Raw genomic sequence first — 26,096 nt, 5'->3', positions numbered from 1 at the left:
CTCCTAGTTATCAATTTTTCCATCTTCAATACGAATAATTCTATCTGCTAATTGTGCAATTTCATTATTATGGGTAATCATTACAATTGTTTGGTTAAATTTCTCACTTGTCATTTTAAGTAAACCTAATACATCTGCACTTGTTTTACTGTCAAGATTACCTGTTGGTTCATCAGCAAGTATAATAGCAGGTTTCGTTACAAGTGCCCTTGCAATAGCAACACGTTGCTGTTGTCCTCCAGAAAGATTACCTGGAATATCATATAGTTTTTCATCTAGTGCTAGTAGACTTATAATTTCATTTATAAAGTCTTTATCTAGTGTTTCACCATCCAATCCAATTGGCAAAATGATATTTTCATATACATTAAGTAAGGGAACAAGATTATAATTTTGGAATATAAAACCTATGTTTCTACGTCGAAAAATTGTAAGTTGTTCATCATTCATAGTTGATAATTCTTTTCCTCTTATAATTACATTTCCGGATGTAGGATTGTCTAAACCGCCCATCATATTTAATAATGTAGATTTACCACTACCAGATGTACCTACAATAGAAATAAATTCACCTTTTTCAACAGATAGGCTCACACCATCAAGAGCTTTTGTAATGTTTGAATTTCTACCATAATATTTCTTTAAGTCTATTACTTGTAAAATACTCATCATAAGGACCTCCTTCATATATTGTAAGTACAGTATATAATCAAAATGTTGCAGAATTATCACAAATAAAATATTTGAAAATTTATTTATTAGGCAAAAATATAGAAAAAGTAGAGCCTTTTCCAATTTTTGATGTAACTTTAATATATCCACCTTGAAGAGATATAATTTTTCTTGAGAGATATAGACCAATTCCAATACCATCTATATCATGTACATCTTCTTCACGATAGAATCTCTTAAAAATTTCTGCTTGGTTACTTTCTGATATGCCTTTTCCAGTATCAGTAATATCTATTTTAACATACATAACCCAGCATTCTGTAGATATATGTATTTTACCTTTAGGGCTTGTGTACTTCACTGCATTATCTAATATATTGAAAATAGCTTCAGAAGTCCATTTTTTATCATGACATATACATAAGTTTGAATCACAATCAACTGTAACTTCAATGTCCTTTTTTTCAGCATCAAATAAAATTCCACTAAGTGAAGTAGCAATTGTTTCATAAATCAAATTCTTCTTTTTAGATAATTTAATTATACCTGTTTCTAGTCTTGAAGTTTTTATCATAGACTGCATTAAAAATTCTAATTTATCTAATTGACCTTGCATATCTATCAAAAACTCATTTTGAATTTCCGCTTTAAGATTCTGATTTAATAGGGTAGTATTAATTATCTTTAAGTTTGCAATAGGAGTTTTGATTTGATGAGATATATCAGAAACTAATTCTTGTAAATCAGCTTTTTCCATAGCAATATTATGACGACTTTCTTGAATGACTTCATACATTCTAATCATTCTATGATTAATACGTGACAAAAGTGTTTCTTCTTCAAAAGCAATTTCTAGATTATCTTCACTATTCATCATCTTATCTAAAGTTAAACATATCTCAGAGCAAAAGAGAGTTATTTTCTTATGAAGTAAGTGTATGATTAATAATATAAAACCACAGAATATTATTGTATATATTAATAATAGGGCAACTATTTTAAAATCATTAGTTATTATATAAATTGCTATATTGAATAGAATAACTGTAAGAGCCATACTAACAGCTATTATTAAATAAATAGTATTAAAAGAAAATTTTTTAAAATTCATTTTTTTCACCTATCCACATGTATCCCATACCATATAGTGTTTTAATATATTGAGAGTCATCTTTTTCAATTTTACTTCTAATTCTACTTATAACAGATGTCAAAGTATGTTCATCTACAAAATTAGCATCTATATCCCAAAGTTTTTCTAAAAGTATTTTTCTTGTTAGGATATTTTTAGGATTTTCAATAAATAGTTTTAAAGTACGATATTCTAGTGGCGTAAATACAATTTGATTGCCATTTATACATGCAGAGAGCTCAGAAAAGTTAATCTTGAGATGTCCATCATCATAGCAATCTTGTTTTGTTTTTGTTGTAATATGCTTTAAAAGTGCTCTTACTTTTTGTTTAAACACATTGATGTTAAATGGTTTTGTTATATAATCCAAAGCTCCAAGTTCATAACCTTTAATCATATCATATTCCATATCATTGGCAGTTAAAAAAATTATAGGGATATCATAATTTTCTTTAATTTTCTTGCATAAATCAAATCCGCTTTTATCTGGTAGATTAACATCTAAAATAATTAAATCAAATTTGTGTTTAGCAATAGATTCTAAAGCAGATATAGCTGTAAATTTTGAAATAACCATATATCTCTCTTCATTTAAGTTATATGATAGTGTTTTATTTAATATAGTATCATCTTCTACTACTAATATTTTTTCCATATATTCACTCCTTTTATTTTTAATATTCTATACAAAGTCAATTATAGACTCAAAATGTTGCTAAATTGTCATAAATAATATAAATTATTTATATAAATAAAATATTTAATAAATAATCTGCCCTAGAATTTATCATAGGACAGACTAATTATTAAATATATAAATATATAAAATTATTTTAACCAAGATGGATTTCCAGGTACAAATATTCTTTTACCAAATTTTGAAGTATATTCATCCAAAGCCTTCTCAATAAGCTCATTATTGCCTTTAAAAGAGGTAGTGTTTTTTATAGTTTCAAGGTTTTGGCTAAATGGGCAAGCAGATATACACATACCACAGTCTGTGCCTAGATATCTCCATTTAATATAACATGTTTCATGTTCAATCACCCAATTATATTTTCCATCATCACCAATTTTAATATCATTAGAAAGTGAGTGAGAAGGGCAATTAAAAGAACATTTTTTACATACTTTGCAAAAGTCTTCAAGTCCAAAATCAACATATTCATCTTCTATAAGTGGAATGTCAGTAGTGACAACCCCTAGTCTAAGTCTAGAACCATAATCTTTATTTGTAAGTATTGCATTTCTCCCTATATCACCTAATCCAGCATCACGAGCTAAAAAAACAGGCATTACTAGATAATTAGCATCCATATGATTTCTAGCATCATATCCTAGGTTTCTTATGTAGTAACTTAAAATCATACCGACAATAGATGCATCTACATAACATTTTGAAGTTTCTATAACTTCACATATCATTGGGGCTCTGTTTATCATTTCTTTATCCATTTCACATCCAAATACAATTGCATATTTATGAGATAGATTAACTTCTTCGCCGTAGTTTTCTTCATGCCTACCTCTATTTGTATAAATATGGTAGTCTTTTAATCTAGTTATACCAATCACAGAAGCTCCATATTGCTTTGCAAACCCTTTTATCTTTTTAGTCATTGACTTTGCATCTACATCTACTTTATTGTCACAAATTTTTCCTTCACATAGTGATTTTATATCAGATAAAAAGTCAAATGCACTACTTGCCATTGGAGAATTTATCTCATTATAAGTCATAGTTCCTTCACTACATAAATTTGGTCTACTTCTTATACTATCATCAACTTCTTTTTTTTCAGGATTTTTCTCATAATAGTCATTATAAGCAAAACCATTTTTTTTATAATTTGCTCTTGCAAACATAGTATTTCTTTCATCAACCCTTTTCAATTCTATTCCCCCTAGTAAAAGTATAATTAAATAATATAACCTTATCCTTACATAACTTAATTATATAAGAATAAGGTTATATTTTCAATTTAAGCGTCGTTAAATTAAATAATTTGTATTTATACAAGTTTTACAATATTTTTACATATAAATTATATTAATAATAAATAATAAAAAATTTAAGAATAAATATGATTTATTGTCTTTAAATGGAGTGTATTGACATATTGTAAAAAATCTTATTATAATAAATATACTAAGAATTAATACAAATTGATAAAGAAAGAAGTGAATTTATATGTCAAGAAATAAGCATTCTGATAAGATAAGAAGTCAGATATTAGAAGTTGCATGGAAAATATTTGAAGAAAGTGACTATGATGATGTAACCATGCAACAAGTCGTAGATACTCTTGATATATCTAAAGAATCTGTATACTATCATTTTAAAGATAAAGAAGTCCTGTTCGAAGAGATTATATCAAATATTTTAAAAGTAGAGATAGAAGATTTAAAGTTAATATTACATAATTCTGACTTTACGATTAGAGAAAAAATATCTGCGTTTATCTTATGTATATCTAGCTCAGAAATAAGAAAGAAATTGATTGATTATATGTGCTCTCAAAAAAAACCTACCTTCTTTATAAAGAGTATACGAGCATCTACGCTTGAAATTACTCCTTTATTATCTTACTTAATAAAACAAGGTATTGAAGAAGGTGTTTTTAAAACTGATTATCCAGATGAAATGTCTGAATTATTTATAATATTAATAAATATTTGGTTAGACCCAGTATTATTTAGTGAAAGTACAGAAAAACATTTCAAACGTATTGAATGTCTAGCTAATTTATTAAGTGCAAGTGGTGTACCTATTATAGCTGATAACGACTTAAAATTAATTAAAGCATTTTATAGAGAATGTTCTAAAGAAAAATAACCTATAAATAAGAAAAATAATCTATAAATAAAAAACTGTAATTAAATTTGAGAAAAAATAAATTTAATTACAGTTTTTTTAGTAAAATAAGTGTATCTATATATTTTTTAATAAGATAGAGCAAGAAAATACTATTTTACAAGTTTAAAAATAAAAATATAAGGAGGAGAAAATTTGAATTTATTAATTATTGAAGATGATACAAATTTAAATGAGGGTCTTTTTTATGCTTTTGAAAGTGAAGGATTTAATGTTTTAAAAGCTTATACAAAACAAGAAGGCTTACATGTATTTAATAATAAAAATATAGATTTTATAATTTTAGATTGTAACTTGCCAGATGGAAATGGATTTGATGTATGTAAGCAAATACGTGAAAAATCAGACATTCCAATTATAATGCTTACTGCAAGAGATTCAGAAATCGATGAGGTAACAGGATTAGAGATAGGGCTAGATGATTATATCACAAAACCATTTTCTCTATCTGTATTAAAAGCAAGAGTTAAAGTAGCAATAAGAAAAAAATCAAATAATAAAGTGATATATTCTAATGGAATAAAACTAGACCAAAATTCACTAAAAGTATATAAAAATGAAGTGGATTTGGAGCTTAGTGCTGTAGAATATAAGCTTATTAATTATTTAATTGAGAATAAAGGTCAAATATTATTAAAAGAACAAATTTTAAATCATATATGGGATAGTGAAGAAAATTATGTTGATGAGAATATTGTATCTGTAAATATAAGAAGACTTAGAATGAAGGTAGAAGATAATCCATCTAATCCAAAGTATATAAAAACAGCTTATGGAATGGGATATCTATGGAATGAGGTAGAATAATATGTTGGTCCTATTTTTTGCGATATGTATGATAATTATATCTATAATAACTATTAAAAAAAGTCAAAATACATGTGATGAATTGAGTCTAATGTTAAATCAATTATTGGAAGGTAAAGAAGTTTCTTATCCAGATACAAAAGATACAAGAGTATCAAAAATTTCTTATCAAGTAAAAAAAGTTAAAGATATGATAGAAATAGAAGTAGAGCAGTCAAAATCAGAAAAAGAAGCAATTAAAAGTTTAATTTCAAATATGTCACATCAATTAAAAACACCACTTTCAAATATTACCATTTACTGTGAACTTTTAGAAAATATGAATCTTCCTACATCAAAAAAAGTGGAGTTCTTACAAAAAATGAAAAATCAAACTTTTAAAATTGACTGGTTGTTAGAATCTCTATTTAAGATGACCAAATTAGAAGATGGAGTTATTAGATTTGAAACAGAAGAATTGATGATTAAAGATACTATTGTTCAAAGTATCAGTACTGTTTTTAATAAAGCAGAATCTAAAAACATAAAAATAAATTTAGAAACATTTTCAGATATAAAGTTATTTCATAATAAGAAATGGACTATAGAGGCAATTGTAAATGTCTTAGAAAATGCAATAAAATATTCACCATCAGATAGTATAATTACTATTTCTGTAGAAAAAATGGAACTATATACTAAAATTATAATCAAAGATGAAGGAATAGGTATTGATAGTAAAGAATTGAACAATATTTTTAAACGATTTTATAGAAGTAAAAATGTTGAAAATCAAAATGGTACAGGAATTGGTCTATATCTTACAAGATTAATTTTAGAAAAGGAAAATGGAAATATTATAGTAGAATCTAAATTAGGAAGAGGAAGTTGTTTTAGTATCTTCTTACAAAATTGTAAGAGTTTAAATTAACTTTGTAGGATGGATGTAATTATCGTCACTTACAATATCTTATAAGAACTTATACTTTAAGTTATGTTGAAAGGAGAAATAAAATGAGTATATTAGTGACGAATCATTTAGTAAAACATTATGGAGAAGATGAAAACAAGGTCAATGCTCTAAATGGAGTAAACATAGAAATTGAACAGGCTACATTTACTGCTATAGTTGGAACTTCTGGGTCTGGTAAAAGTACATTATTAAACATTATAGGTGGGTTGGATAACCCTTCATCAGGAGATGTAATAATTAAAGGGAAAAACATATCTAAACTAAGAAAAAAGGATTTGACTGTATTTAGAAGAAGGAATATAGGTTTTATATTTCAAAATTACAGTTTAATACCAGTATTGAATGTCTATGATAATATTGCTCTTCCTGTTACATTAGATAAAGGAAGTTATGTGGACCATGATTATATTGAAATGTTAATGAATACATTAGGAATTTGGGATAAGCGTCTAAAATTTCCAAGTGAACTTTCTGGTGGACAACAACAGAGAGTAGCAATTGCTAGAGCCTTATCAAATAAACCTGCACTTATACTAGCTGATGAACCAACAGGAAATCTTGATAGTAAGACCACAATGGAAGTAGTATGTTTATTAAAAGAAAGTAGTGCAAAATTTCACCAAACAATACTTATGGTAACACATAATGAAAATATAGCACAAATATGCGATTCTATTATACATATTGAAGATGGAATTGTAGTAAATAATGGCGGTGAAATACTATGATATCTTTAATGAAGTTTGCAATTCAATATATTAAACATTATAAAAAACAATCTATATCTATAATTTTAAGTATCGTACTATCAGTAGCCTTATTAACAGGAATTGGTTCTCTAGTACATAGTGCAAATAAAAGTAGAATTGAGAAAATAAGAGAAGATAATGGAGATTATCATTTTTATTTTAAGGTAGATAATAAACAACTACAAAAAATTAAGAAAAACAAAAAATCAAATGAATACACTGTAAACAGACTTGGTATAACAAATACTAAAGGTTCTATAGATGAACCTTTCATTATGAAGTTTTTAAATGTGGATTCATCTTATTTAGATATGACAGGTAGAAAATTATTAAAAGGAAAGCTTCCTAGCAAAGAAGGAGAAATAGCGCTTGATACCTATTCATTAAATAATTTAAATCTAAAAGAGAAAATTGGAACGGAGATAAAATTAGACGGAAAAACTTATAAGTTATATGGGATTTTATCTAATCTTTTAAATCCAGAAACTACTTTGGAGGGCTTTGTAGATAGTTCTACATTTTCTGAAGAAAATGGTAATTATATGGTTTATGTAAAATTTGATGAAAATAGAAATATAAAAAAACAAAGTTCTAAATTTATGAGAGAATTTAATATATCGAAAAAAAGTTCCCATGTAAACTGGAATTTATCAAGTGAATTTGGTGTAAAACCTCCAATAACTTTTGAAAGATATAGTATATTTCAATTCTTAAATTCTTTAAAGTTAAATACAAATGCAATTATTTTAATTATTGGAATATTTAGTGCAGCAGCAGTATATAGTATTTTCCATGTTTCTATACTTCAAAGAGTATCACAATATGGCGTTTTAGAAGTATTAGGTGCCAACAATAACCAACTTTTACTACTATTGTTTTTAGAATTATTTTTACTTTTCATCGTAGGTTTTCCTATAGGATGTATTTTAGGAATAGGAGTAGCTTCAACAATACATCAACAATTTCCTCATATATTCTTAGGTAGTGATATTATTTCAGGGTCATTTTTTATAAGTGAGAAATCTATTTACTTAGGATTTTTATTTTTAGCATTATTGTTAATTTTAATCACTATACGAGTTGTATATAAACTAAACAAATATTCTAGTATTGAGTCAATGAAAAATTTTGAAGTTACTAATAAACAAAATAGAGATATAAAAAGCATAAAGTTTTCTAACATGACAGCAGTATTATCTCATAAATATATGACTCAAAAAAAAGGAATGTTTATAGGAATTTTGTGTTCATTAGCTCTTGGGGGAATTATTTTTCTATGTTCTAGCTATTCTATACAACTTACCAGAAATAATAATGAACTTACAATGAAAGTCGATGATGGTTTAAATTCTGACTATCAAATAGCTATGCAAACAACTGATTTTGATGTAGGAATACCAAGAGATAAAATTTCAAAACTAAACGAAGTAGAAGGAGTATCAAGTATTTACCCAGTAAGGTATTTTTTGGGAGGTATACACATTAGAGATGAGCAATTACTTTGGAAAAATTTCTTTAAACCTCTTGAAAAAGATTACAGAATAAAGAATTTTTTCAATGGAATTTGCACTAAACAAAGTGATGGGGGACATCTCTTAAAGACAAATATCTATGGATATAATGCTGATATGTTAAAAGGATTAAATCCTTATATTATTGATGGAAAATTTGATAATTCTGACATGGTTAAAAACAACAAAGTGATTGTTAGACTTCCTATGGATGGTACTGGTATATATGGTGCAGTTGACATAAAGCCAGGAGATACTATCAAAGTTAAAGTGCCAAAAACAATGAAACCTACAGATGAGATTATTAAGTTTAAAGAAGAAGATAAAAATAATTATACAGTAAAAGAATTTGTAGTTGCTGCTACTGTAAAACGTGTAATGGCAAATAATATATACTTTATTGGCGATTATGGTATGGATATAGTTATGACAAATGAACAAATGGAAAGTAATTTTAATATCATAAATTACAATATGGCCAGTATAAAAAAGACGAAAGAAAGCAATAGCATGGAAGTAGCTAAAGAAATAAAGAATGTTATACATAATATAAAACGATGTATTGTGACAGATTATACCATTGCTATTGAAAAAAATAATATTTATTTAAACCAGAAATTATTGTTTATATATGGTATTGTATTTGTACTTCTAAGCATAAGTTTGTTTCATATTATCAATACAGTGAGTTATTTAGTTTTTTCAAGAAGACATGAATTTGGAATTTTAAGAGCTATGGGAATCACAGATAATAAGTTCTTGATTATGATGATGAGGGAAGGTTTCTTATATGGATTATATGCAAGTATTATAATGGTAATTGGAAGTATTATTGGGCAATCCATGATTTATTTTATAGTAAAACGCGTATATTTATATATAAATCCAGTCTTTAATATAAATATGTCTCTATACATGGGTATGATTATTTTAAATATTACTATTAGCATTATTGCAGTTATCATTCCAGTAAAACAAATATTAAAGAGTGATATTATTTCAGAAATAAATAGAGATTAAAATTTTTAATAACGATTAATAAATTAAACTATGTAAATATTAAATAACCTCTTAATTGATATACAGTAAAGTTATATCAGTTAAGAGGTTTATATTAGTTTTTAATCTAAATAAATTACCTAAAATGCCTTAAGATATATTATTTTGTATAGTTATCAAAATAACCTTGTATGTAAATAATAGGAGTACCTTTATCTCCACTTCCAGAAGTTAAATCTGCTAAAGAACCTATAAGGTCTGTAAGTCTTCTTGGAGTAGTACCTTGAGAAACCATATTTCCTGTTAAATCATCAGATTTATTATCTTTTTCAACTATGTATTTTGAAATTGCTTTTTTTAACTCATCTCCAGATAAGTCAGCAAAGTCATTATCAGCTAAATATTTTAATTTTACCTCATTTGGAGTACCCTCTAGGCCTTTTGTATAAGCAGGAGAAACTACTGGGTCAGCTAGCTCCCATATTTTTCCTACAGGGTCTTTGAAAGCTCCATCTCCATAAACCATTACTTCTACATTTTTACCTGTAATTTCTTTCATATTGCTTTGAATTTTATTTACAACTTCATCACAATTTATAGGGAATAATTTTACAGTTTCTTCTGTAGCTTTGTTTGAACCTAAAAGTCCATATTGGTCATTATATCCACTGCCATCTACACTTGATGTCATTATATCATCAAGAGAATATACTTTTTTAGCACCATTTTGATTTAAAATTCTCTTTGTTCTCTGTCTTGTATGTATATCACAAGTTAAAACACTTGTTGTGTAATTAAGTATAGTTTTTGGGTTATTAGCAAAAACTATTTCTACTTCTGCGCCACACTCTTTAATTAAATTTTTATAATAATCAACATAATCAACACCAGTAAATGTATGTTTATTATATCCAAATAGCTCTCTATATTTTTCTTCTGTTAACACATCTGACCAAGGGTTTATTCCTTTGTCATCAAGTTCATCAAGACTTATTAAGTGATTTCCAACTTCATCAGAAGGGTAGCTTAACATTAATACAATTTTTCTACATCCTTTTGCAATACCCTTTAGACATATTGCAAAACGATTTCTACTTAAAATTGGGAATATAACACCAACAGTATCATCTCCAAATTTATCTTTTACATCTTTTGCTATATTGTCAACATGAGCATAGTTTCCTTGTGCTCTAGCAACAACAGCTTCTGTAACAGCAATTACATCTTTGTCTCTAACTTCAAAGTTTTCATTCTTTGATGCATTTAAAACAGAATCAACAACTATTTTAACTAAGTCATCTCCTTGTCTTATAATAGGTGCTCTAACACCTCTTGAAACAGTTCCAACTAATCTATCCATTATTTAAAATCCTCCTAAAGAATTAATATTGTCATATTAGTACCATGTATATTATAATTCAAATATAATCATAAGTAAAATAAATAATACTAATATTTGATATAAGGAGTAGTTATGTATGAACGTAAAACTTGAATTATATAAAGTTTTCAATGCAGTTGTAAGTCATAAAAGCTTTTCTCTTGCTGCCAAAGAATTATTTATGTCACAGCCAGCTGTAAGCCAGTCAATTAAACAATTAGAAGAACAATTAGATACAATATTATTTTATAGAAATAATAAAGGTGTAAAGTTAACTCCAGAAGGGAAAATTTTAAGTGAACATGTTGCTACTGCATTAAACTTAATTGCATCAGGAGAAGATAGAATAAATAAATTTAAAAAATTGGAATATGGTTCATTAAAAATTGGAGTAGGAGACACAGCAGCACGTTTTTTTCTATTAAAGTATTTGGAAATTTTTCATAAGAAATACCCACATATACATGTATCTACAATAAATAGAACTAGTAGAGAACTTATATCATTACTTAAAGATGGTAATATTGATATAGCAATCATAAATATGCCAATAGAAGATGAGACATTAAATATCGTCGAATGTATTGAGATACATGACATATTTGTATGTGCAAATGATTACATAGAATACAAAGGAAAACAAATATCTTTAGAAGAATTAAATTTGTTCCCTTTGATAATGTTAGAAAATAAAGCAAATTCAAGACTTTATGTAAATGAATATTTTTTATCAAAAGGTATAAAACTAAATCCAGATATAGAATTAGGTTCTCATGAATTACTTTTAGAATTTGCATATATAAACCTTGGAGTATCTTGTGTTATAGAAGAATTTAGCATAGATTACTTAAATAGTGGAAAATTATTTAAATTAGACATAAAAGAACCAATACCTAAGAGAAATATAGGTTATTGCCATTTAAAAAATATATCTCTATCACTAGCAACAAAAGAGTTTCTAAGTATGATATCTAATAATATGTAAATTTGTGTTTAGTAATTCTAAAATAAGTTTAATAAAAATAAATTAAAGTGAGAAATACCTACATATACATATATCTTACAATAAATAGAACTACTATAGAGCTTCTATTATTACTAACAATGTTGTAGATTTGAAAGATTTATAATAAGCTAATTTTTATTAAAATTAGAAATAAGGTTAATTTGAGCACATTTATATAATTAATATCGTATTTTAAATATGAACAGTATATTAGATTAATGTATAAAGGAGGATTAGAAATGTCTGATTCTGAATATCCTCAAATGAAAACCTTAGAAACTAGAAACTGTATACTAAGACCTGCATCATTAAATGATACTGAAGATTTTTTTGATTGTTATAAAAATAAAGTAGTAGTAAAACATTTACCATTTAGTGAGCACAAGTCTTTAGAAGACACAAGAAAATTTATAAAATCATTTTTTTTAAATCCATATAAAAAAGGAAAAATAGGTCACTTTGCAATAGTATACAAAAGAGATAATAAAGTTATTGGGAATATGGGATTTAATAATATAAATCCCAAGGCATTGGAAGCAGAAATAGGCATATGTATTAATCCAAATTATTGGGGGCATGATTTTGCTACTGAGATAACTAAAAGAGTAATACAATATGGATTTAGGGAGCTAAATCTAAATAAAATCATTGCAATAACCTATGAAGAAAATACGAATTCTACAAAATCATTAGATTTATTAGGCTTTAAATGTGTAGGAAAATATATCAAAAAAATTCATACTGGAAGCACGATAAAAAATGTCCCTTGTTATCAGTATGAATTAAAAAAAATAATGAGTATTTAGTGTTCTAATAAGAGCTAGATAAAAACAATGCCAAAATCATATTATATCCACTAAAAAGGTTTAGTATATTAATATACTCACACTTTAATATAATATGATTTTGGCGTCTATAAGTTATTAAAAAATATATAAACAAAGTTATAAAATAACCTATTAATTAATTTTCTAAGTTTTTAAATCCTTCTCCAAGAACCTCATGCACATCTGTAACAATAACAAATGCAGTAGGGTCAGTCTTTTTAACTAATCTCTTAAGATAAAGTTCTTGTTTTTTAGAAACTACAACAAGTAGTACTTCTTTATTTTCTCTAGTGTAACCACCTTTACCATCAAGAATAGTAAGACCTCTATCAAGTTCTTTTGTTATAGCTTGTCTTAAACTTTCAGGTTCTTCAGAAATAATAAAAAATGCTTTTGAATGATCAAATCCTTCCATTATCATGTCTGCTATTTTTATTAAGACACAAAGCGCTATCCCAGAGTAAAGTCCCGTTTCTATACTACGATTTACTATACCAGAAGATATAACGACCATTCCATCTAAACAAGACATAAATTTTGTAGCTTTTATCCCTGGAAACTTTTTACTAAGTATAAGTGCAATTAAATCTGTTCCTCCAGTAGAAGCATCTGATTTAAACATTATTCCTAAACCTATCCCAACCAAAATTCCTCCTGCAATAGCAGATAGTAGTAAGTCATCAGTTAATCTCAATTTTGATAGTGGGTCTGTCAATTGGACTATAGCAGAGAATACAATTGTTCCAAATAACGTTTTTAATGAATTTTTTGTACCCATAATTCTAAAGGCAAGTATTACTAATGGTACACCTATGATTAACATGATAGCTGATACTGGAAGCCCTGTAACTTTATTTAATACTAAAGATAGACCACTAAGCCCTCCAGGAGCAATTGTATGTGGTTTTAAAAACATATTTATACCAATACTCATTGATATACAACCAAAAAATAACCCAATCATTTCAAGTAAAATTGGCGACTTTTGTTTTTTCATATAAACACCTCCATGAACTTGTCACAATTTAATATTATAACATATTTGACCAGTTTATATTATATAAAATTTCTTGACATAAGCAATTTCAAGTGTTTTATTATTCTTAATATTTGTAAAATATTTCTAAAATACATGATTTTCTGTCATTCTTCTAACACAATTATTTTTTAGTGGAAATTTTTTATATGTTATAATTTTTAATTCTTTTATTAAAGTATCCCCTATAAAAGTGGTTCTATGATATGCTTTTCTATTTTCATTAATATACACATATTATTTTGTATTCAGATTTAGATAGTTTGATAAGTAATTTTAAACTGTTTTATATATCGTCACTGTTTTATATATCGTCACTGTTTTGTATATTGTCGTAGTGCTTTATTAAATAAAACAGATAACTTGATAATATGAAACTATACACATATAATTTAAGAAGTATCATATTTAAGAATATTTGCATTAAAAATAGTTAAAAACACAAATATATAAGTTTAAGAAAAGATTTGATTAAATGCGTAAGTCTGGATATAAGACAATATTTTACTCGTACATTATTTTTTTCTTAGTGCTTTTCTGTCTGGCTTTAACTGCAAGTAGTAATCGTATTATTACAGTTCTAGATGGTGTAATAGCATAATAATTGGTAGATGTATTATGCTAATTTTTACATAATAAATTTAAAGATTTTCTTAAACATTTTCCATACTTTTCAGATTGTATAAATTTTGTATATATGAATTAGACTATGTTAAATGTGTTATAATATTAAGGCAATGAATAAAAGATTATAGTATATATGAATTATTTTATTTGCTGTTTACTAAACATATTATCAGGGTATTTATTTAAGACAGTGAAATATTTAAAAGGTTTAAGTAATAATTGATAGAAGTTTTGGCAAAATATACAAAAACTAATTGATTATATACGTTATATGGGTATATAATAGATATTGTTTTAATAAAATACTTGAAAGGGAATGATTTGATGAAAATTACTTTACCAGAAACAGCTATTGATACTTTAAAAAGTATCCTAAAAGACAATCAAGATAAACCTAACAATGTAAGAGTATACTTTGCAGGTGTTGGTTGTGGAGGTCCTTCTTTTGGATTAGCTTTAGATGAGAAAAAAGAAGATGACTTAACTTATGAAGTTGGAGAATTGCAATTTGTAATGAGCTCTGATGAATACAGTCAATATGGAGATATAATTATAGAAGATACAGGGTTTGGATTTAGAGTAATTCCTGAAAACATGAAAGATCAAGGTGGAGGAGGATGCTCTGGTTGTTCAGGGTGCCACTAGAATTGATTTTTTAGTATATTGAGAACTCTCTTTGATAGAAATACTTTTCTATTTTAAGAGAGTTCTTTTTATTTTTAAGTAAGATAATGTATAATAAAAAATGTATTTTACTAATTTTTATATGTAAGGAGAATTTTATTGTGAGAAGAAGACGAAAAAAAGGTGCAGATGAAAAACTTTTAAGTTATACAGAATATGTCTTAAGGGAAGATATAGACAAATTAAAGGGAAAATGGAATATAAAGTTTGGAAATGATAATCCAATACATGTGGAATTTGGAACTGGAAAAGGTCAATTTATTACAACCTTGGCCAAACAAAATCCTGATATAAACTATATTGCTATGGAATTAAAGGAAGAAGTACTCTTAAAGGCTGTTGAAAAAGCTGATGATTCTAATTTAGATAATATATTATTTTTGTGGGCGGATGTAAGCGATATTCTAAATTATTTTGAATCTAAAGAATTATCTAGGATTTATATAAATTTCTGTGACCCATGGCCAAAAAATAGATGGAGTAAAAGAAGACTTACTTATTCTGGATTTTTAGAAATGTATAATAATATTTTAGAAGATAATGGAGAAATTCATTTCAAAACAGATAATGAAAAATTATTCGAGTTTAGTTTAAATGAAATTGCTGCAAATAATTGGCTCTTAAAGAATATTTCTCTTGATTTAAGCAGTAGTGAGTATAAAAATAATGTTACAACAGAGTATGAGGATAAATTTATGTCACAAGGCATGCGAATATTTAGATGTGAAGCTAAAAAACGTAACTAGTAATATGTTTATAAGTTTAATAGTAGAAATTTATGCTAATTTATATTAATAAAGTGTACGAAAGTAGGCATATATAACAAGGAAACAGAGCCCTCTCATAGAAATTAATTTACTATGTAAAAAATTTTGTTTTATGTGGGAGGGTGCTATGAATTTAGCTAATTTAATACCATTTCTTATTTCTGCGACGGCTTTAAATCCAATAAATTCAAACGATAAGATTTTAAGTGAAAACCAACTTAAAGATATTTTTCCTGATGCTAACCTGAGAGCAGTTGTAAAACGATATGTAAATCCAGATGAAATGACTATAAGTAATATAAAGGCTTTGGATGGAGAATTTTATGCAACAGGGGAAAATATTTCAAATTTAAAAGGTATATCATATCTTGAAAACATAGACAATTTTATTTTTTGGAACAATAACATAAAGGAACTTCCTAGAGAAATACTAGGTTTAAAAGATATGGACTCAATTAATCTTGCAAATAATTATTTAATTAATGATAATACAGTCAATTCTCTTTCTAATAATGGTGTAGATGTAAATTGCGACTTGAATTTTATTGATACAAAAGACAATCAATATAAATTGGATTCTAAATACCATAATGTTGACATAGCAAAAGGTGAGAGTATTGATTTGAGAAAAATAGTTACAAAGAAAATTGATAGTTATTACAAATATTGGGAAGTAACTAATAGCCTTCCAAAAGATTTAAACTTTGTGGTATCTGTAAGTGATAAGAGTATACTTTCATGTAAAGATATGATTATTAAGGGTAATAATAAAGGGCAAGCAGTTGTGAAAGTTATACTAAATGACAAAGATGATTTAAATACATCGCAAGAAGTTTTAATCACTGTAAATGTAAAATAACATAAAATAAAGTGTATATTCATATAACTTATTTAATTATTATATTTTTAATTTCAATATTAAATCAAAGCAAAGGTTGCTAGTAACAAAGCACTAATATTAATGTTTTGTTACTAGCAACCTTTAGATATCTATGAATAGATTATCTAAAAAATCCCATTTCTTTTGTTAGTAGCCCATATCCCTATTAAAATTATCAATGAATATACTATATACAAAAATATTCTTATATACTGAACATCTAGTCCAAAAAACTCAATATTACTTTGTGAGGTATGCAACATCACAAGTACTGCAGATATACCAATAAGCAAAGGATTAATTACTATTTGCTTATCAGTTCTTAAAATCATTATTTTCCCCATCCAAATTATCGATAATATAAAAAATAAAATTTTAAGACCAAACTCTAATGTATCTACCAAAGCGAAAACATCCCTTCATTTATAATAAATTTTTCAGCTTAATCAAATATAAAACCCTAATATAACTTTTTAAACTTGTACTAAATCCATATAAGATAATTTAATTAAGTTCTATAAAACTTTATCTACATTAATATATACTACACTATACTTTGCATTTCTTAAATATAAATTAATAAAATTAATAAAATTTTGTTCATGAGCATATAAAGATATATTTCATTATTTAAATGCATATCATTATATATACAGTTTTAGGAGGCGAGGTATATGGATTCTAAATTTTTTAATTGGTACACTCAATCCTTAGGAGGAACTTTTGGTATTATATCATGTATATGTGCTTATTTAAATGGATATATGTTTGTTTATACAAATAGCGCTAGTAGTTACTTTGAAAGTATAGGATTTTTAGGAATAATTTCAAGCTATGTATTACTTCCACTTTGTATGCTAACTTTGGTTTTTGGAATTATACGTTCTTATACTCCAGATACATCCGATAAAAGTATTTTTGATATACCCTTTTTTACTTTAAATAAAAGGTTAATACTTGTTACAGTAGTTTTTGGATTTATTGGTGCTAGATTTTATTTTATAATTCCTACAATTTTAATGACTTTTAACTTATATAGTAGTATTTTAATCACTAAATTAAAAGATATACTATATAAGAACAAAGAAAATGATACTAATATGAAAGAAAGTGAAGTCTAAATTGCATAATTTTGGTATTTGTCTTAAAAATCCCCGAGGTATTAATTTGTATTTTATTATATTTTGCAAAATATATTGAATTTTATTCATTTTATACTTATAATTTATATTAATAATGGAAAATTAAAACAAAAGAATTTACTGGTTGTTAATTTAAAATTAAAATATATCTGAATGTGTTGATTCTATAGTCAGCACTTTTTCTTTTATAAATTTGCTTTTTGTGATATAATATTAGCACCAGGTAATAATACAAGGGGGTAACAACATGAACATCAATGAAATTAAGGAATTATTAAAGGTCATAGACTCAACTAACTTAGAATATGTAAAGCTTGAAAGTAGCGATTTTAAATTAGAAGCATCTAAAAAAACTGAAGTTACAAGCTCGCCTGTTTTAAGTGTACAACAAGAATCGGTAGTAGATCTTTCTTTAGAAAAGCCATTTGTAAACGAGGCACCTGTAGTATCTAATGAGAATTTATCAATAGTAGTAGCTCCTTTGATGGGAACATTCTATGATTCTCCAAGTCCAGATGCAGAAAGCTTTGTCAAGGTTGGCGATGTAGTTGAAGAAGGTGACACTTTATGTATATTAGAAGCAATGAAACTTATGAATGAAATAACAAGTGAAATTAAAGGTGAAATAATTGAAGTATTAGTTGATAATGAAGAACTAGTAGAATATAATCAACCTTTATTTAAGATAAAACCATTGTAGTAGGAGGTATTTAAGTTGATAAAAAAAATACTAGTTGCAAATAGAGGCGATATAGCAGTTAGAATCATCAGAACGTGTAAAGAACTAGGCATAAAAACTGTTGCTATCTATTCTGAAATAGATAAAGATTGTTTTCATAGATATATAGCTGATGAATCTATTTGCATAGGGCCAAATAATATAAGCAAGAGTTATAATAACATAGAAAATATTATATACCTTGCTCTTAAATTAAAATGTGATGCTATTCATCCAGGTTTTGGCTTTTTATCAGAAAACCCTGAATTTGCAAAACAATGTGAAGAGAATAATATTATTTTTATAGGTCCAACAAGAGAACAAATGATTTTGATGGGAGATAAATCTAGAGCAAGAGAAACTATGATGGAATTAAATATCCCTGTTGTTCCTGGTTCAGAATCTGTTTTAAAAACTAAGGAAGAAGCTTTAGAAGTTGCAAGAGAAATTGGCTATCCTGTTATGATAAAAGCCTCAAGTGGAGGCGGTGGGAAAGGTATGAGAATCGTTAGAAAGGAAGAAGAGCTTTTTTCAAATTTTGATATGGCAAGTTCAGAAGCTCTAGCAGCATTTTCTAATAGCGATTTATATATGGAAAAATTTATAGAAAATCCTAGACATATAGAAGTACAAGTATTTGGTGATAAACATTCGAATGCAATACATTTAGGTGATAGAGATTGTTCTATGCAAAGAAGAAATCAAAAAGTAATAGAAGAGTCTTTAAGTCCATACCTTTCAGATGAAGAAAGAATAAATCTTCATAAAATTGCAGTGGATATAGTAAAAGGTGTAGGTTATATCGGTGCTGGTACTATTGAATTTATAGTTGATAAAGATAAAAACTTTTATTTTATAGAGATGAATACAAGAATACAAGTTGAACATCCAGTCACAGAGATGGTAACAAATCTTGACCTTATAAAACTTCAAATATCTATAGCTAATGGAGAAGAAATACCTTTTAAACAAGAAGATGTTATTTTTAGAGGCCATGCTATTGAGTGTAGAATAAATGCTGAAGATTCATCAAATAATTTTGCTCCATCACCAGGTAAGATAGAGTCATTAAATTTACCTGGAGGTTTTGGTGTTAGATTTGATACTTTTGTATATACAGGATATACTATACCACCTTTATATGATTCTATGATAGGTAAATTAATATGTTGGGCTGAGACTAGAGAAGAATGTATAAATAGAATTTATAGAGCTCTAGATGAAATTATTGTAGAAGGTATTAATACAAATGTAGAATTCCAAAAGGCACTTGTAACAAGTGAAGAGTTTAGAAAAGATACTCATCATACCAAATTTATAGAAGATGTCTTTATGAAGAAGGAATTTGCTACATTATAAGGAGTAAATAGATTATGATAAAAAAATTTTTATCATCAAAAGAATCTAAGTATGTTACGATTTCTTTAGATGACAACTTTAAAAAGAATAGTGTAGATGATAAATTTTGGACTTATTGCAAAGGATGCGATAGTCATGTATTTAGAAAAGACATAGAAGAAAATTCATTTGTATGTCCAAAATGTTCAAGACATTATGGTTTAAGAGTACGAAATAGAATAAATTTATTGATTGATAAAGGAACTTTTATGGAATTTAATTCTGATATAGAATTTCAAAATCCATTAAACTTTCCTAAATATAAAGAAAAAGTAGACTCTTATAAGGAAAAAACGAATGAGTCAGAAGCTGTTGTCACAGGTTATGGAAGATTAAATGGAATTAAAACAGTTATTTGTGTAATGAATCCTGATTTTATGATGGGAAGCATGGGTTCTATTGTTGGGGAAAAAATAACTTACTCAATAGAATATGCTGCCAAAAACAATTTACCTATAATTATTTGTTCTGCTTCAGGAGGAGCTAGAATGCAAGAAGGTATGGTATCTCTTATGCAAATGGCAAAGACTTCTCAGGCACTTGCTAAGCTTGAAGAAAAGTCATTACCATATATATCAGTTTTAACTGACCCTACTACTGGAGGAGTAACTGCTAGTTTTGCTATGCTCGGAGATATTATAATTTCTGAACCAAATACATTAATTGGTTTTGCAGGTCCAAGAGTGATAGAACAAACAATAAATCAAAAACTTCCTGAAGGATTTCAAACTTCTGAGTTTTTACTTGAAAAAGGTTTTATTGACATGATAGTAGATAGAAGAAAAATGAAGGAAGTATTGTATCAAATTCTTGCTATGCACAAGAAATAGGGCATAAAGGAGGAACTGTTTTGATTGAAAATAATAATGATAAAATAAAAGTCTTAGAAAATGATATTAAACAATTAGTAGCTATTTCTGAGGCAAATAATATAGATTTAAGTGATAAAATAAATTCTCTTAATGAAAAATTAGCAAAGCTTAAAGAAGATGCCTTTTCACATCTATCACCATATGAAAAGGTAGTGTTAAGTAGAGATATAAAAAGACCTACAACTTTGGAATACATAGAACATATTTGTTCTAATTTTTTAGAGCTTCATGGAGATAGGCTTTATAAAGATGACCCTTCTATAGTTGGAGGAATAGGGCAAATAGGAAAATTCAATGTTACTATAGTTGGTCACCAAAAGGGAAGAGATACTAAAGAAAACATAAAAAGAAACTTTGGTATGCCTCATCCAGAAGGATATAGAAAAGCGTTAAGACTTATGAAACAAGCTGAAAAATTTGACAGACCGATAGTGACATTTATTGATACATCAGGAGCTTTTTGTGGCTTAGAGGCAGAAGAAAGAGGACAAGGAGAAGCTATTGCAAGAAACTTACTTGAAATGAGTAAACTTTCTGTTCCAGTAATCACCTTTGTAATTGGTGAAGGTGGTAGTGGAGGAGCTTTAGGAATCGGAGTAGGTAATGATGTGTGTATGTTAGAACACTCAGTTTATTCTGTAATTTCACCTGAAGGTCTTTCTAGTATCTTATTTAAAGATTCATCTAAAGCAAAAGAAGCTTGTGATGTTATGAAACTTACAAGTAATGATTTATATGATTTAAAAATAATAGATAAGATTATAAAAGAACCTCTTGGTGGTGCACAAAAAGATGTAGAAGCTGTTTCAAAGGAAATGAAGTCTTACATTTTAGAAAGATTAAATCATTATAAAGATATTCCTAAAGAAGAAATAATGTCTCAAAGGTATAATAAATTTAGAAATATTGGAAAATGCTTATAGAATATAAAGAAATTTGTAGATTTTTCATTATAAAATGGTTTTAAAAAATAAAGGTTTTCTTAAATCTATTATAGAAGTATATTTTTATAAAAGTATACTTTAAATGATGATTGTAATTAGTAAATGGCAATTGTGATTTAGTACTTTAGGTAATGGATACTTTAACAAATTAACAAGGAGATGTTGAAATGGAAGTACTAAAAGTTTCATCAAAATCTAATCCTAATTCTGTAGCTGGGGCTTTGGCTGGAGTACTGAGAGAACGAGGTATTGCAGAAATACAAGCTATAGGAGCTGGAGCTCTAAATCAAGCAATAAAATCAATTGCAATAGCAAGAGGCTTTGTTGCACCTAGTGGAATGGACTTAGTGTGTATTCCCGCATTTACTGATATAGAAATCGAAGGTGATAAGAAAACTGCCATCAAACTTATAATTGAACCTAGATAATATATCTTTTTGTTAGAATTTAATTAAGTTTTAAAGGTTGACTATGGAAATGATGTCCTGTAGTGAACCTTTTTTACTTTAATATATTTTATTTTATATAATTTTTAATGTATAATCTTAATTAAACAAATAAGTTTGAAGGAGATGTAGATTATGAAATTAAAACTATTTTTAGAAGAGTATGCAGTATGTAGATTAAATAATAACAGTGAAATACCAACATGGATAGATACAGAAAATTTTTACTCTATAACTAAAACTGATGATGAATTGAGCATTGTATGTTCAAACAACAATATCCCTTCTGATATTAAATCAGAAAAAGAATGGAGAATACTTAAAATCTTAGGCCCTTTAGATTTTTCACTTATAGGAATTTTATCTAAGATAAGTGGGTTATTAGCTGATAATAAAATAAGTATATTTGCAATTTCTACATATGATACAGATTATATTTTAATAAAAGAAAAAGATATAAAAAATGCTTGTAAAATTTTAAACTGTAATGGATATGAGATAGAGTAGTTGAAGACTTAAATGCGAGGTTCTAGTTTATGATTCATATAGTTGAGATTTTTAAAATAAGTATAATAAATATCTTTTGTTTTATAGGAATATTTATTGTATTTGGATTGATTTTTAGTATTATAGAAAATTTAAATAATAAATTTATCTTTTTATCTTTTGGAAAAACTGGTGTCATTGTAACTGGAGCTGTTGGAACTTTTATACATGAATTGAGTCATTTAATAATGTGTTTGATTTTTATGCATAAAATAAATTCAGTAAAATTCTTTAGACCAATTGAGAGTAAAAATGATGGAGTATTAGGATATGTAAATCATAGTTATAAAAAAGATAATATTTATCAGAGTATAGGAAATTTTTTTATAGGAATTGCTCCAATTATAGGTGGAACAATGATGATTATTGTACTTTTTAGAATACTATTACCAGATAGTTACATTAAAATAACACAAAACATAGATTTAAAATTATATGTAAGTATGATTAATAATTTTAATATAGCGGGTTTTATACAGATTATTTTAGATGATGTTTCTAATTTTGTAAAAATGATATTGTTAACACCTGATATATATTTATTAAGATATTTTATATTTATGTTTTTAATGTATTCAATTTCCACTCATATGTCACTTAGTAGTGCTGATTTGAAAAGCAGTTTAAAGGGTTTGAGTTTTATAGTTATAGTTATATTTGCAATTAGTCTAATTACATACTTATTTGGGCTTAATAGCTTAAATATATCTAGTTTAATAGTAAAGTATAATATATTTGTAAGTTTTTTTATGACGATAGGGCTTATTTTTTCAATAGTAACTCTCATAATATCTTATATTTTAAGTTTGATAAGTCCATTTAAAAATTTTAATTAAGATACTAAATTTTATACTATTTTTAGTTTTCTTATTTTAGTTTCCTTGAAAAGATAGTAAAATTCAAGATTGAAAAAGATTTTAGTAAAGCATAAAATTTCTCAATATATTTTAGTGAATATTTATTAAACATATATTGAGAAATTTAAAAAGAGTACTTGAACTCAACTAGTCTTTAAATGTGGATTTAGGGAATAGTTAACGCAAAAACCAATTAGAGCACTACTAATCTCTTAAAAAATACATTAATTGATTAAATTAAATATTTATGCTAACATAGCTACATTGTTATTAATAAAAATAACTTACAAATATTCATATTTTAATTTTAGGAGGTTTAAATTTGAATAATGATAAGAAAATTATAAAAGTACATAATAAATCTGATAAACCTGATAATATTGTCATCAAAGAAAATGAACTTATAGAAAAATGTCTACTTTTGGAAAATAAACTTCCTGTATTTATGAAAGATTATTTTATATATCTAAAAGGTTCTGTTGCCGTCTCTACACGACTTGCTTATTTAGAAGATATAAAGTTTTTCTGCTTATACATGATTGAGACAAAGGAACTAACAAGTGCAGATTGTATAAAAGACATTACAGAAAGTGATTTTAACATGATAAAATCAAGAGATATAAACTTATTTTTAGGCGATTATTGCAGCAGATATTATAAAAATACAGAAAAAAACACATTAATTTTTGAAAATAATAATAGAGCTCTGGCAAGAAAAAAATCATCCATCTCTACTCTATTTAAATTTTTATATAGAAATTCTCAAATAGATAATAACATAACTGATGGATTTAATCCAATAAAGCTACCTAAACCACAACCAGATGCTATTAAACGTCTTGAAATAGATGAAGTTGCAAAAATGTTAGAATCAGTAGAAACTGGTGAAGGTCTTACTGAAAAAGAAAAAGTTTATTGGAAAAAAACTAGATTACGTGATAAGGCTATATTAGCTCTATTTGTTACATATGGGCTTAGATTAAATGAACTTAGAGAACTTAATATCTCCTCTTTTAATTTTTCAAGAGGTGAATTCAAAATATATAGAAAACGTGGAAAAGAAGTCTTAATGCCTATAAATCATACTTGTGAACATGTAATAAAAGATTATTTGCAAAATGAAAGAACAAGAGATGATTTACTAAATGATGAAGTTAAAGATGCATTATTTTTATCTCTTCAAAATAAAAGGATTACAGCAAAAGCTATAAGAACACTTGTAAAAAAATATACATCTATTCCACTAGATACAACTAGAGATAATGGATATAGCCCTCATAAATTAAGAGCAACTGCTGCGACTTCTCTGATTCAAACAGGATTTTCTATATACGATGTTCAAAATTTACTCGACCATGATAATGTCACGACTACTCAACTTTATGCTGCACATAAAAAAAATGTAAAACGTGATATAGTTAAGAATTTTGAATGGATTGAAGATGATTAAAAATCAGGAACAAATGTTTGCAGATATAAATGGATTATGTTATAATTAAAAATATAAATGTATGGAAATAAAAACAAAATATGTTTGGAAATGAGTGATGTTATGTATTTAGATCTAACTGAAAAGCAAGTTTTAATACTGGAATTTATAAAATCTCAAATCATATTAAAAGGCTATCCACCTGCTGTAAGAGAAATATGTACTGCTGTAGGGTTAAGATCTACTTCAACTGTGCACTCTCATCTAAATAAACTTGAAAAACTGGGATACATAAGAAAAGACCCTACTAAACCAAGAGCTATTGAAGTTTTGGAGCGTAGTAAAGTCAATGATGTTTCTGGAGCTAACCAGGAAATAATAGAACTTCCTTTAGTAGGTCAAATAACAGCTGGAGAACCCATTTTAGCGCAACAAAACATAGAGGAATATATTCCATTCCCTGCCAGTTTAGTAAAGGGCAGTAATAACTTTGTATTAAAAGTAAAAGGCGAAAGTATGATTAATGCAGGAATTTTAGATGAAGATTACGTTGTAGTAGACAAAAAAAATACAGCCTTAAATTCTCAGATAGTAGTTGCACTTATAAATGGTGAATCTGCTACAGTCAAGAGATTCTTTAAAGAAGGAAACTTGATAAGACTTCAACCAGAAAATGATTTTATGGAACCAATTATGCTTAAAGACTCAGAAGTTGAAATTGTAGGTATTGTAACTGGTGTATTTAGAGTTATAAAATAACTATTAAAGAATATCAAAAAAATAAGCTATTTAATAGATAAAATATATCTTAATTTCTTTATTTTATCTATTTGGAATAG

At 26.6% G+C, this 26,096-nt stretch carries 27 protein-coding genes; 20 read left to right on the top strand and 7 right to left on the bottom strand.

The annotated features are described in order from the left end of the window. Positions 1-3: 3 nt before the first annotated feature. From KGF48_RS10835 to KGF48_RS10820, 4 genes are all read right to left on the bottom strand, one after another. Positions 4-669: an ABC transporter ATP-binding protein gene (locus KGF48_RS10835; protein WP_227868039.1), complete on the bottom strand. Its 666-nt coding sequence runs from the start codon at positions 667-669 to the stop codon at positions 4-6. Between the two features lie 82 nt (positions 670-751). Then, a complete protein-coding gene (locus KGF48_RS10830) occupies positions 752-1,783 on the bottom strand; it encodes a sensor histidine kinase (RefSeq protein WP_227868038.1) in 1,032 nt (343 codons plus the stop codon). Next, a complete protein-coding gene (locus KGF48_RS10825) occupies positions 1,773-2,459 on the bottom strand; it encodes a response regulator transcription factor (protein ID WP_227868037.1) in 687 nt (228 codons plus the stop codon). The genes KGF48_RS10830 and KGF48_RS10825 overlap by 11 nt, the downstream gene beginning before the upstream one ends. A 173-nt stretch (positions 2,460-2,632) precedes the next feature. Continuing rightward, entirely contained in the window at positions 2,633-3,697 is a 1,065-nt protein-coding gene (locus KGF48_RS10820; RefSeq protein WP_227868036.1) for a 4Fe-4S dicluster domain-containing protein, read from the bottom strand. Positions 3,698-3,995: 298 nt separating this feature from the next. Here KGF48_RS10820 and KGF48_RS10815 point away from each other — a divergent pair, with 298 nt between their 5' ends. From KGF48_RS10815 to KGF48_RS10795, 5 genes are all read left to right on the top strand, one after another. Continuing rightward, on the top strand, positions 3,996-4,640 hold the full coding sequence (locus tag KGF48_RS10815) for a TetR/AcrR family transcriptional regulator (protein ID WP_227840172.1): 645 nt from the start codon (positions 3,996-3,998) through the stop codon (positions 4,638-4,640). A 174-nt stretch (positions 4,641-4,814) separates the two neighbouring features. Then, entirely contained in the window at positions 4,815-5,486 is a 672-nt protein-coding gene (locus KGF48_RS10810) for a response regulator transcription factor (RefSeq protein ID WP_227828025.1), read from the top strand. A 1-nt stretch (position 5,487) separates the two neighbouring features. Beyond that, positions 5,488-6,396 carry a sensor histidine kinase gene (locus KGF48_RS10805; RefSeq protein ID WP_227828026.1) on the top strand — a complete coding sequence of 303 codons (909 nt, stop codon included), beginning with the start codon at positions 5,488-5,490 and terminating at the stop codon, positions 6,394-6,396. A gap of 83 nt (positions 6,397-6,479) precedes the next feature. Then, positions 6,480-7,166, top strand: a complete 687-nt coding sequence (locus tag KGF48_RS10800) for an ABC transporter ATP-binding protein (RefSeq protein WP_227840173.1) — start codon at positions 6,480-6,482, stop codon at positions 7,164-7,166. After that, complete coding sequence (locus KGF48_RS10795) at positions 7,163-9,718, top strand: ABC transporter permease (RefSeq protein ID WP_227868035.1); 2,556 nt, start codon at positions 7,163-7,165, stop codon at positions 9,716-9,718. The genes KGF48_RS10800 and KGF48_RS10795 overlap by 4 nt, the downstream gene beginning before the upstream one ends. Before the next feature lie 139 nt (positions 9,719-9,857). On the opposite strand, the gene KGF48_RS10790 is transcribed toward KGF48_RS10795, so the two are convergent. Beyond that, complete coding sequence (locus tag KGF48_RS10790; protein ID WP_227868034.1) at positions 9,858-11,057, bottom strand: coenzyme F420-0:L-glutamate ligase; 1,200 nt, start codon at positions 11,055-11,057, stop codon at positions 9,858-9,860. Between the two features lie 118 nt (positions 11,058-11,175). Between KGF48_RS10790 and KGF48_RS10785 the strand changes: the two genes are divergently transcribed. Both KGF48_RS10785 and KGF48_RS10780 read left to right on the top strand, forming a co-directional pair. After that, positions 11,176-12,063, top strand: coding sequence for a LysR family transcriptional regulator (locus KGF48_RS10785; protein ID WP_227828030.1), 888 nt, complete (start codon positions 11,176-11,178; stop codon positions 12,061-12,063). Between the two features lie 260 nt (positions 12,064-12,323). Then, entirely contained in the window at positions 12,324-12,890 is a 567-nt protein-coding gene (locus KGF48_RS10780; RefSeq protein WP_227839427.1) for a GNAT family N-acetyltransferase, read from the top strand. 157 nt (positions 12,891-13,047) lie between these two features. On the opposite strand, the gene KGF48_RS10775 is transcribed toward KGF48_RS10780, so the two are convergent. Beyond that, positions 13,048-13,908 carry a YitT family protein gene (locus KGF48_RS10775; RefSeq protein WP_227839428.1) on the bottom strand — a complete coding sequence of 287 codons (861 nt, stop codon included), beginning with the start codon at positions 13,906-13,908 and terminating at the stop codon, positions 13,048-13,050. 990 nt (positions 13,909-14,898) lie between these two features. On the opposite strand from KGF48_RS10775, the gene KGF48_RS10770 reads away from it, so the two are divergent. The 3 genes from KGF48_RS10770 to KGF48_RS10760 all read left to right on the top strand — a co-directional run bounded on the left by KGF48_RS10770 (position 14,899) and on the right by KGF48_RS10760 (position 16,884). After that, entirely contained in the window at positions 14,899-15,219 is a 321-nt protein-coding gene (locus tag KGF48_RS10770) for a Fe-S cluster assembly protein HesB (RefSeq protein WP_227435162.1), read from the top strand. 140 nt (positions 15,220-15,359) lie between these two features. After that, complete coding sequence (trmB, locus tag KGF48_RS10765; protein WP_227839429.1) at positions 15,360-16,004, top strand: tRNA (guanosine(46)-N7)-methyltransferase TrmB; 645 nt, start codon at positions 15,360-15,362, stop codon at positions 16,002-16,004. Positions 16,005-16,152: 148 nt separating this feature from the next. After that, entirely contained in the window at positions 16,153-16,884 is a 732-nt protein-coding gene (locus KGF48_RS10760; protein WP_227839430.1) for a hypothetical protein, read from the top strand. Positions 16,885-17,030: 146 nt separating this feature from the next. On the opposite strand, the gene KGF48_RS10755 is transcribed toward KGF48_RS10760, so the two are convergent. After that, positions 17,031-17,309, bottom strand: coding sequence for a hypothetical protein (locus tag KGF48_RS10755; RefSeq protein ID WP_227828036.1), 279 nt, complete (start codon positions 17,307-17,309; stop codon positions 17,031-17,033). 270 nt (positions 17,310-17,579) lie between these two features. Between KGF48_RS10755 and KGF48_RS10750 the strand changes: the two genes are divergently transcribed. The 10 genes from KGF48_RS10750 to lexA all read left to right on the top strand — a co-directional run bounded on the left by KGF48_RS10750 (position 17,580) and on the right by lexA (position 26,016). Then, a complete protein-coding gene (locus tag KGF48_RS10750; protein ID WP_227839431.1) occupies positions 17,580-18,026 on the top strand; it encodes a hypothetical protein in 447 nt (148 codons plus the stop codon). Between the two features lie 268 nt (positions 18,027-18,294). Continuing rightward, positions 18,295-18,747 carry an acetyl-CoA carboxylase biotin carboxyl carrier protein gene (gene accB / locus KGF48_RS10745; protein WP_227828038.1) on the top strand — a complete coding sequence of 151 codons (453 nt, stop codon included), beginning with the start codon at positions 18,295-18,297 and terminating at the stop codon, positions 18,745-18,747. Between the two features lie 15 nt (positions 18,748-18,762). Then, positions 18,763-20,124 (top strand): acetyl-CoA carboxylase biotin carboxylase subunit, encoded by a 1,362-nt coding sequence (gene accC / locus KGF48_RS10740; RefSeq protein ID WP_227839432.1) that lies wholly within the window; start codon positions 18,763-18,765, stop codon positions 20,122-20,124. Positions 20,125-20,138: 14 nt separating this feature from the next. Continuing rightward, positions 20,139-20,993 (top strand): acetyl-CoA carboxylase, carboxyltransferase subunit beta, encoded by an 855-nt coding sequence (gene accD, locus KGF48_RS10735; RefSeq protein ID WP_227828040.1) that lies wholly within the window; start codon positions 20,139-20,141, stop codon positions 20,991-20,993. Positions 20,994-21,013: 20 nt separating this feature from the next. Further along, positions 21,014-21,958: an acetyl-CoA carboxylase carboxyltransferase subunit alpha gene (locus KGF48_RS10730; RefSeq protein ID WP_227868033.1), complete on the top strand. Its 945-nt coding sequence runs from the start codon at positions 21,014-21,016 to the stop codon at positions 21,956-21,958. Positions 21,959-22,146: 188 nt separating this feature from the next. After that, positions 22,147-22,407: a stage V sporulation protein S gene (locus KGF48_RS10725; protein ID WP_003424039.1), complete on the top strand. Its 261-nt coding sequence runs from the start codon at positions 22,147-22,149 to the stop codon at positions 22,405-22,407. Between the two features lie 153 nt (positions 22,408-22,560). Then, a complete protein-coding gene (locus KGF48_RS10720; RefSeq protein WP_227828042.1) occupies positions 22,561-22,932 on the top strand; it encodes an ACT domain-containing protein in 372 nt (123 codons plus the stop codon). A gap of 29 nt (positions 22,933-22,961) precedes the next feature. Beyond that, positions 22,962-23,807, top strand: a complete 846-nt coding sequence (locus KGF48_RS10715) for a hypothetical protein (protein ID WP_227839434.1) — start codon at positions 22,962-22,964, stop codon at positions 23,805-23,807. 343 nt (positions 23,808-24,150) lie between these two features. Continuing rightward, entirely contained in the window at positions 24,151-25,278 is a 1,128-nt protein-coding gene (locus tag KGF48_RS10710) for a tyrosine-type recombinase/integrase (protein ID WP_227828044.1), read from the top strand. 102 nt (positions 25,279-25,380) lie between these two features. Next, positions 25,381-26,016 (top strand): transcriptional repressor LexA, encoded by a 636-nt coding sequence (gene lexA, locus KGF48_RS10705; protein ID WP_227828092.1) that lies wholly within the window; start codon positions 25,381-25,383, stop codon positions 26,014-26,016. Positions 26,017-26,096 lie beyond the last annotated feature (80 nt).

Source organism: Clostridioides sp. ZZV15-6388 (assembly GCF_020657755.1).
Taxonomy (GTDB): Bacteria; Bacillota; Clostridia; order Peptostreptococcales; family Peptostreptococcaceae; genus Clostridioides.
The sequence above is the reverse complement of the archived record's forward strand: the minus strand, read 5'-3'. Positions and strand labels throughout refer to the sequence as shown.

Bases quoted from the DNA above. Each gene is read 5' to 3' on its own strand.
- KGF48_RS10715 (WP_227839434.1), top strand. From the start codon at position 22,962: ATGATTCATATAGTTGAGATTTTTAAAATAAGTATAATAAATATCTTT.
- accD (WP_227828040.1), top strand. From the start codon at position 20,139: ATGATAAAAAAATTTTTATCATCAAAAGAATCTAAGTATGTTACGATT.
- KGF48_RS10800 (WP_227840173.1), top strand. From the start codon at position 6,480: ATGAGTATATTAGTGACGAATCATTTAGTAAAACATTATGGAGAAGAT.
- KGF48_RS10805 (WP_227828026.1), top strand. From the start codon at position 5,488: ATGTTGGTCCTATTTTTTGCGATATGTATGATAATTATATCTATAATA.
- lexA (WP_227828092.1), top strand. From the start codon at position 25,381: ATGTATTTAGATCTAACTGAAAAGCAAGTTTTAATACTGGAATTTATA.
- accB (WP_227828038.1), top strand. From the start codon at position 18,295: ATGAACATCAATGAAATTAAGGAATTATTAAAGGTCATAGACTCAACT.
- KGF48_RS10795 (WP_227868035.1), top strand. From the start codon at position 7,163: ATGATATCTTTAATGAAGTTTGCAATTCAATATATTAAACATTATAAA.
- KGF48_RS10725 (WP_003424039.1), top strand. From the start codon at position 22,147: ATGGAAGTACTAAAAGTTTCATCAAAATCTAATCCTAATTCTGTAGCT.
- KGF48_RS10835 (WP_227868039.1), bottom strand. From the start codon at position 669: ATGAGTATTTTACAAGTAATAGACTTAAAGAAATATTATGGTAGAAAT.
- KGF48_RS10790 (WP_227868034.1), bottom strand. From the start codon at position 11,057: ATGGATAGATTAGTTGGAACTGTTTCAAGAGGTGTTAGAGCACCTATT.
- KGF48_RS10750 (WP_227839431.1), top strand. From the start codon at position 17,580: ATGGATTCTAAATTTTTTAATTGGTACACTCAATCCTTAGGAGGAACT.
- KGF48_RS10815 (WP_227840172.1), top strand. From the start codon at position 3,996: ATGTCAAGAAATAAGCATTCTGATAAGATAAGAAGTCAGATATTAGAA.
- KGF48_RS10785 (WP_227828030.1), top strand. From the start codon at position 11,176: ATGAACGTAAAACTTGAATTATATAAAGTTTTCAATGCAGTTGTAAGT.
- KGF48_RS10780 (WP_227839427.1), top strand. From the start codon at position 12,324: ATGTCTGATTCTGAATATCCTCAAATGAAAACCTTAGAAACTAGAAAC.
- KGF48_RS10760 (WP_227839430.1), top strand. From the start codon at position 16,153: ATGAATTTAGCTAATTTAATACCATTTCTTATTTCTGCGACGGCTTTA.
- KGF48_RS10720 (WP_227828042.1), top strand. From the start codon at position 22,561: ATGAAATTAAAACTATTTTTAGAAGAGTATGCAGTATGTAGATTAAAT.
- KGF48_RS10830 (WP_227868038.1), bottom strand. From the start codon at position 1,783: ATGAATTTTAAAAAATTTTCTTTTAATACTATTTATTTAATAATAGCT.
- KGF48_RS10825 (WP_227868037.1), bottom strand. From the start codon at position 2,459: ATGGAAAAAATATTAGTAGTAGAAGATGATACTATATTAAATAAAACA.
- KGF48_RS10770 (WP_227435162.1), top strand. From the start codon at position 14,899: ATGAAAATTACTTTACCAGAAACAGCTATTGATACTTTAAAAAGTATC.
- KGF48_RS10775 (WP_227839428.1), bottom strand. From the start codon at position 13,908: ATGAAAAAACAAAAGTCGCCAATTTTACTTGAAATGATTGGGTTATTT.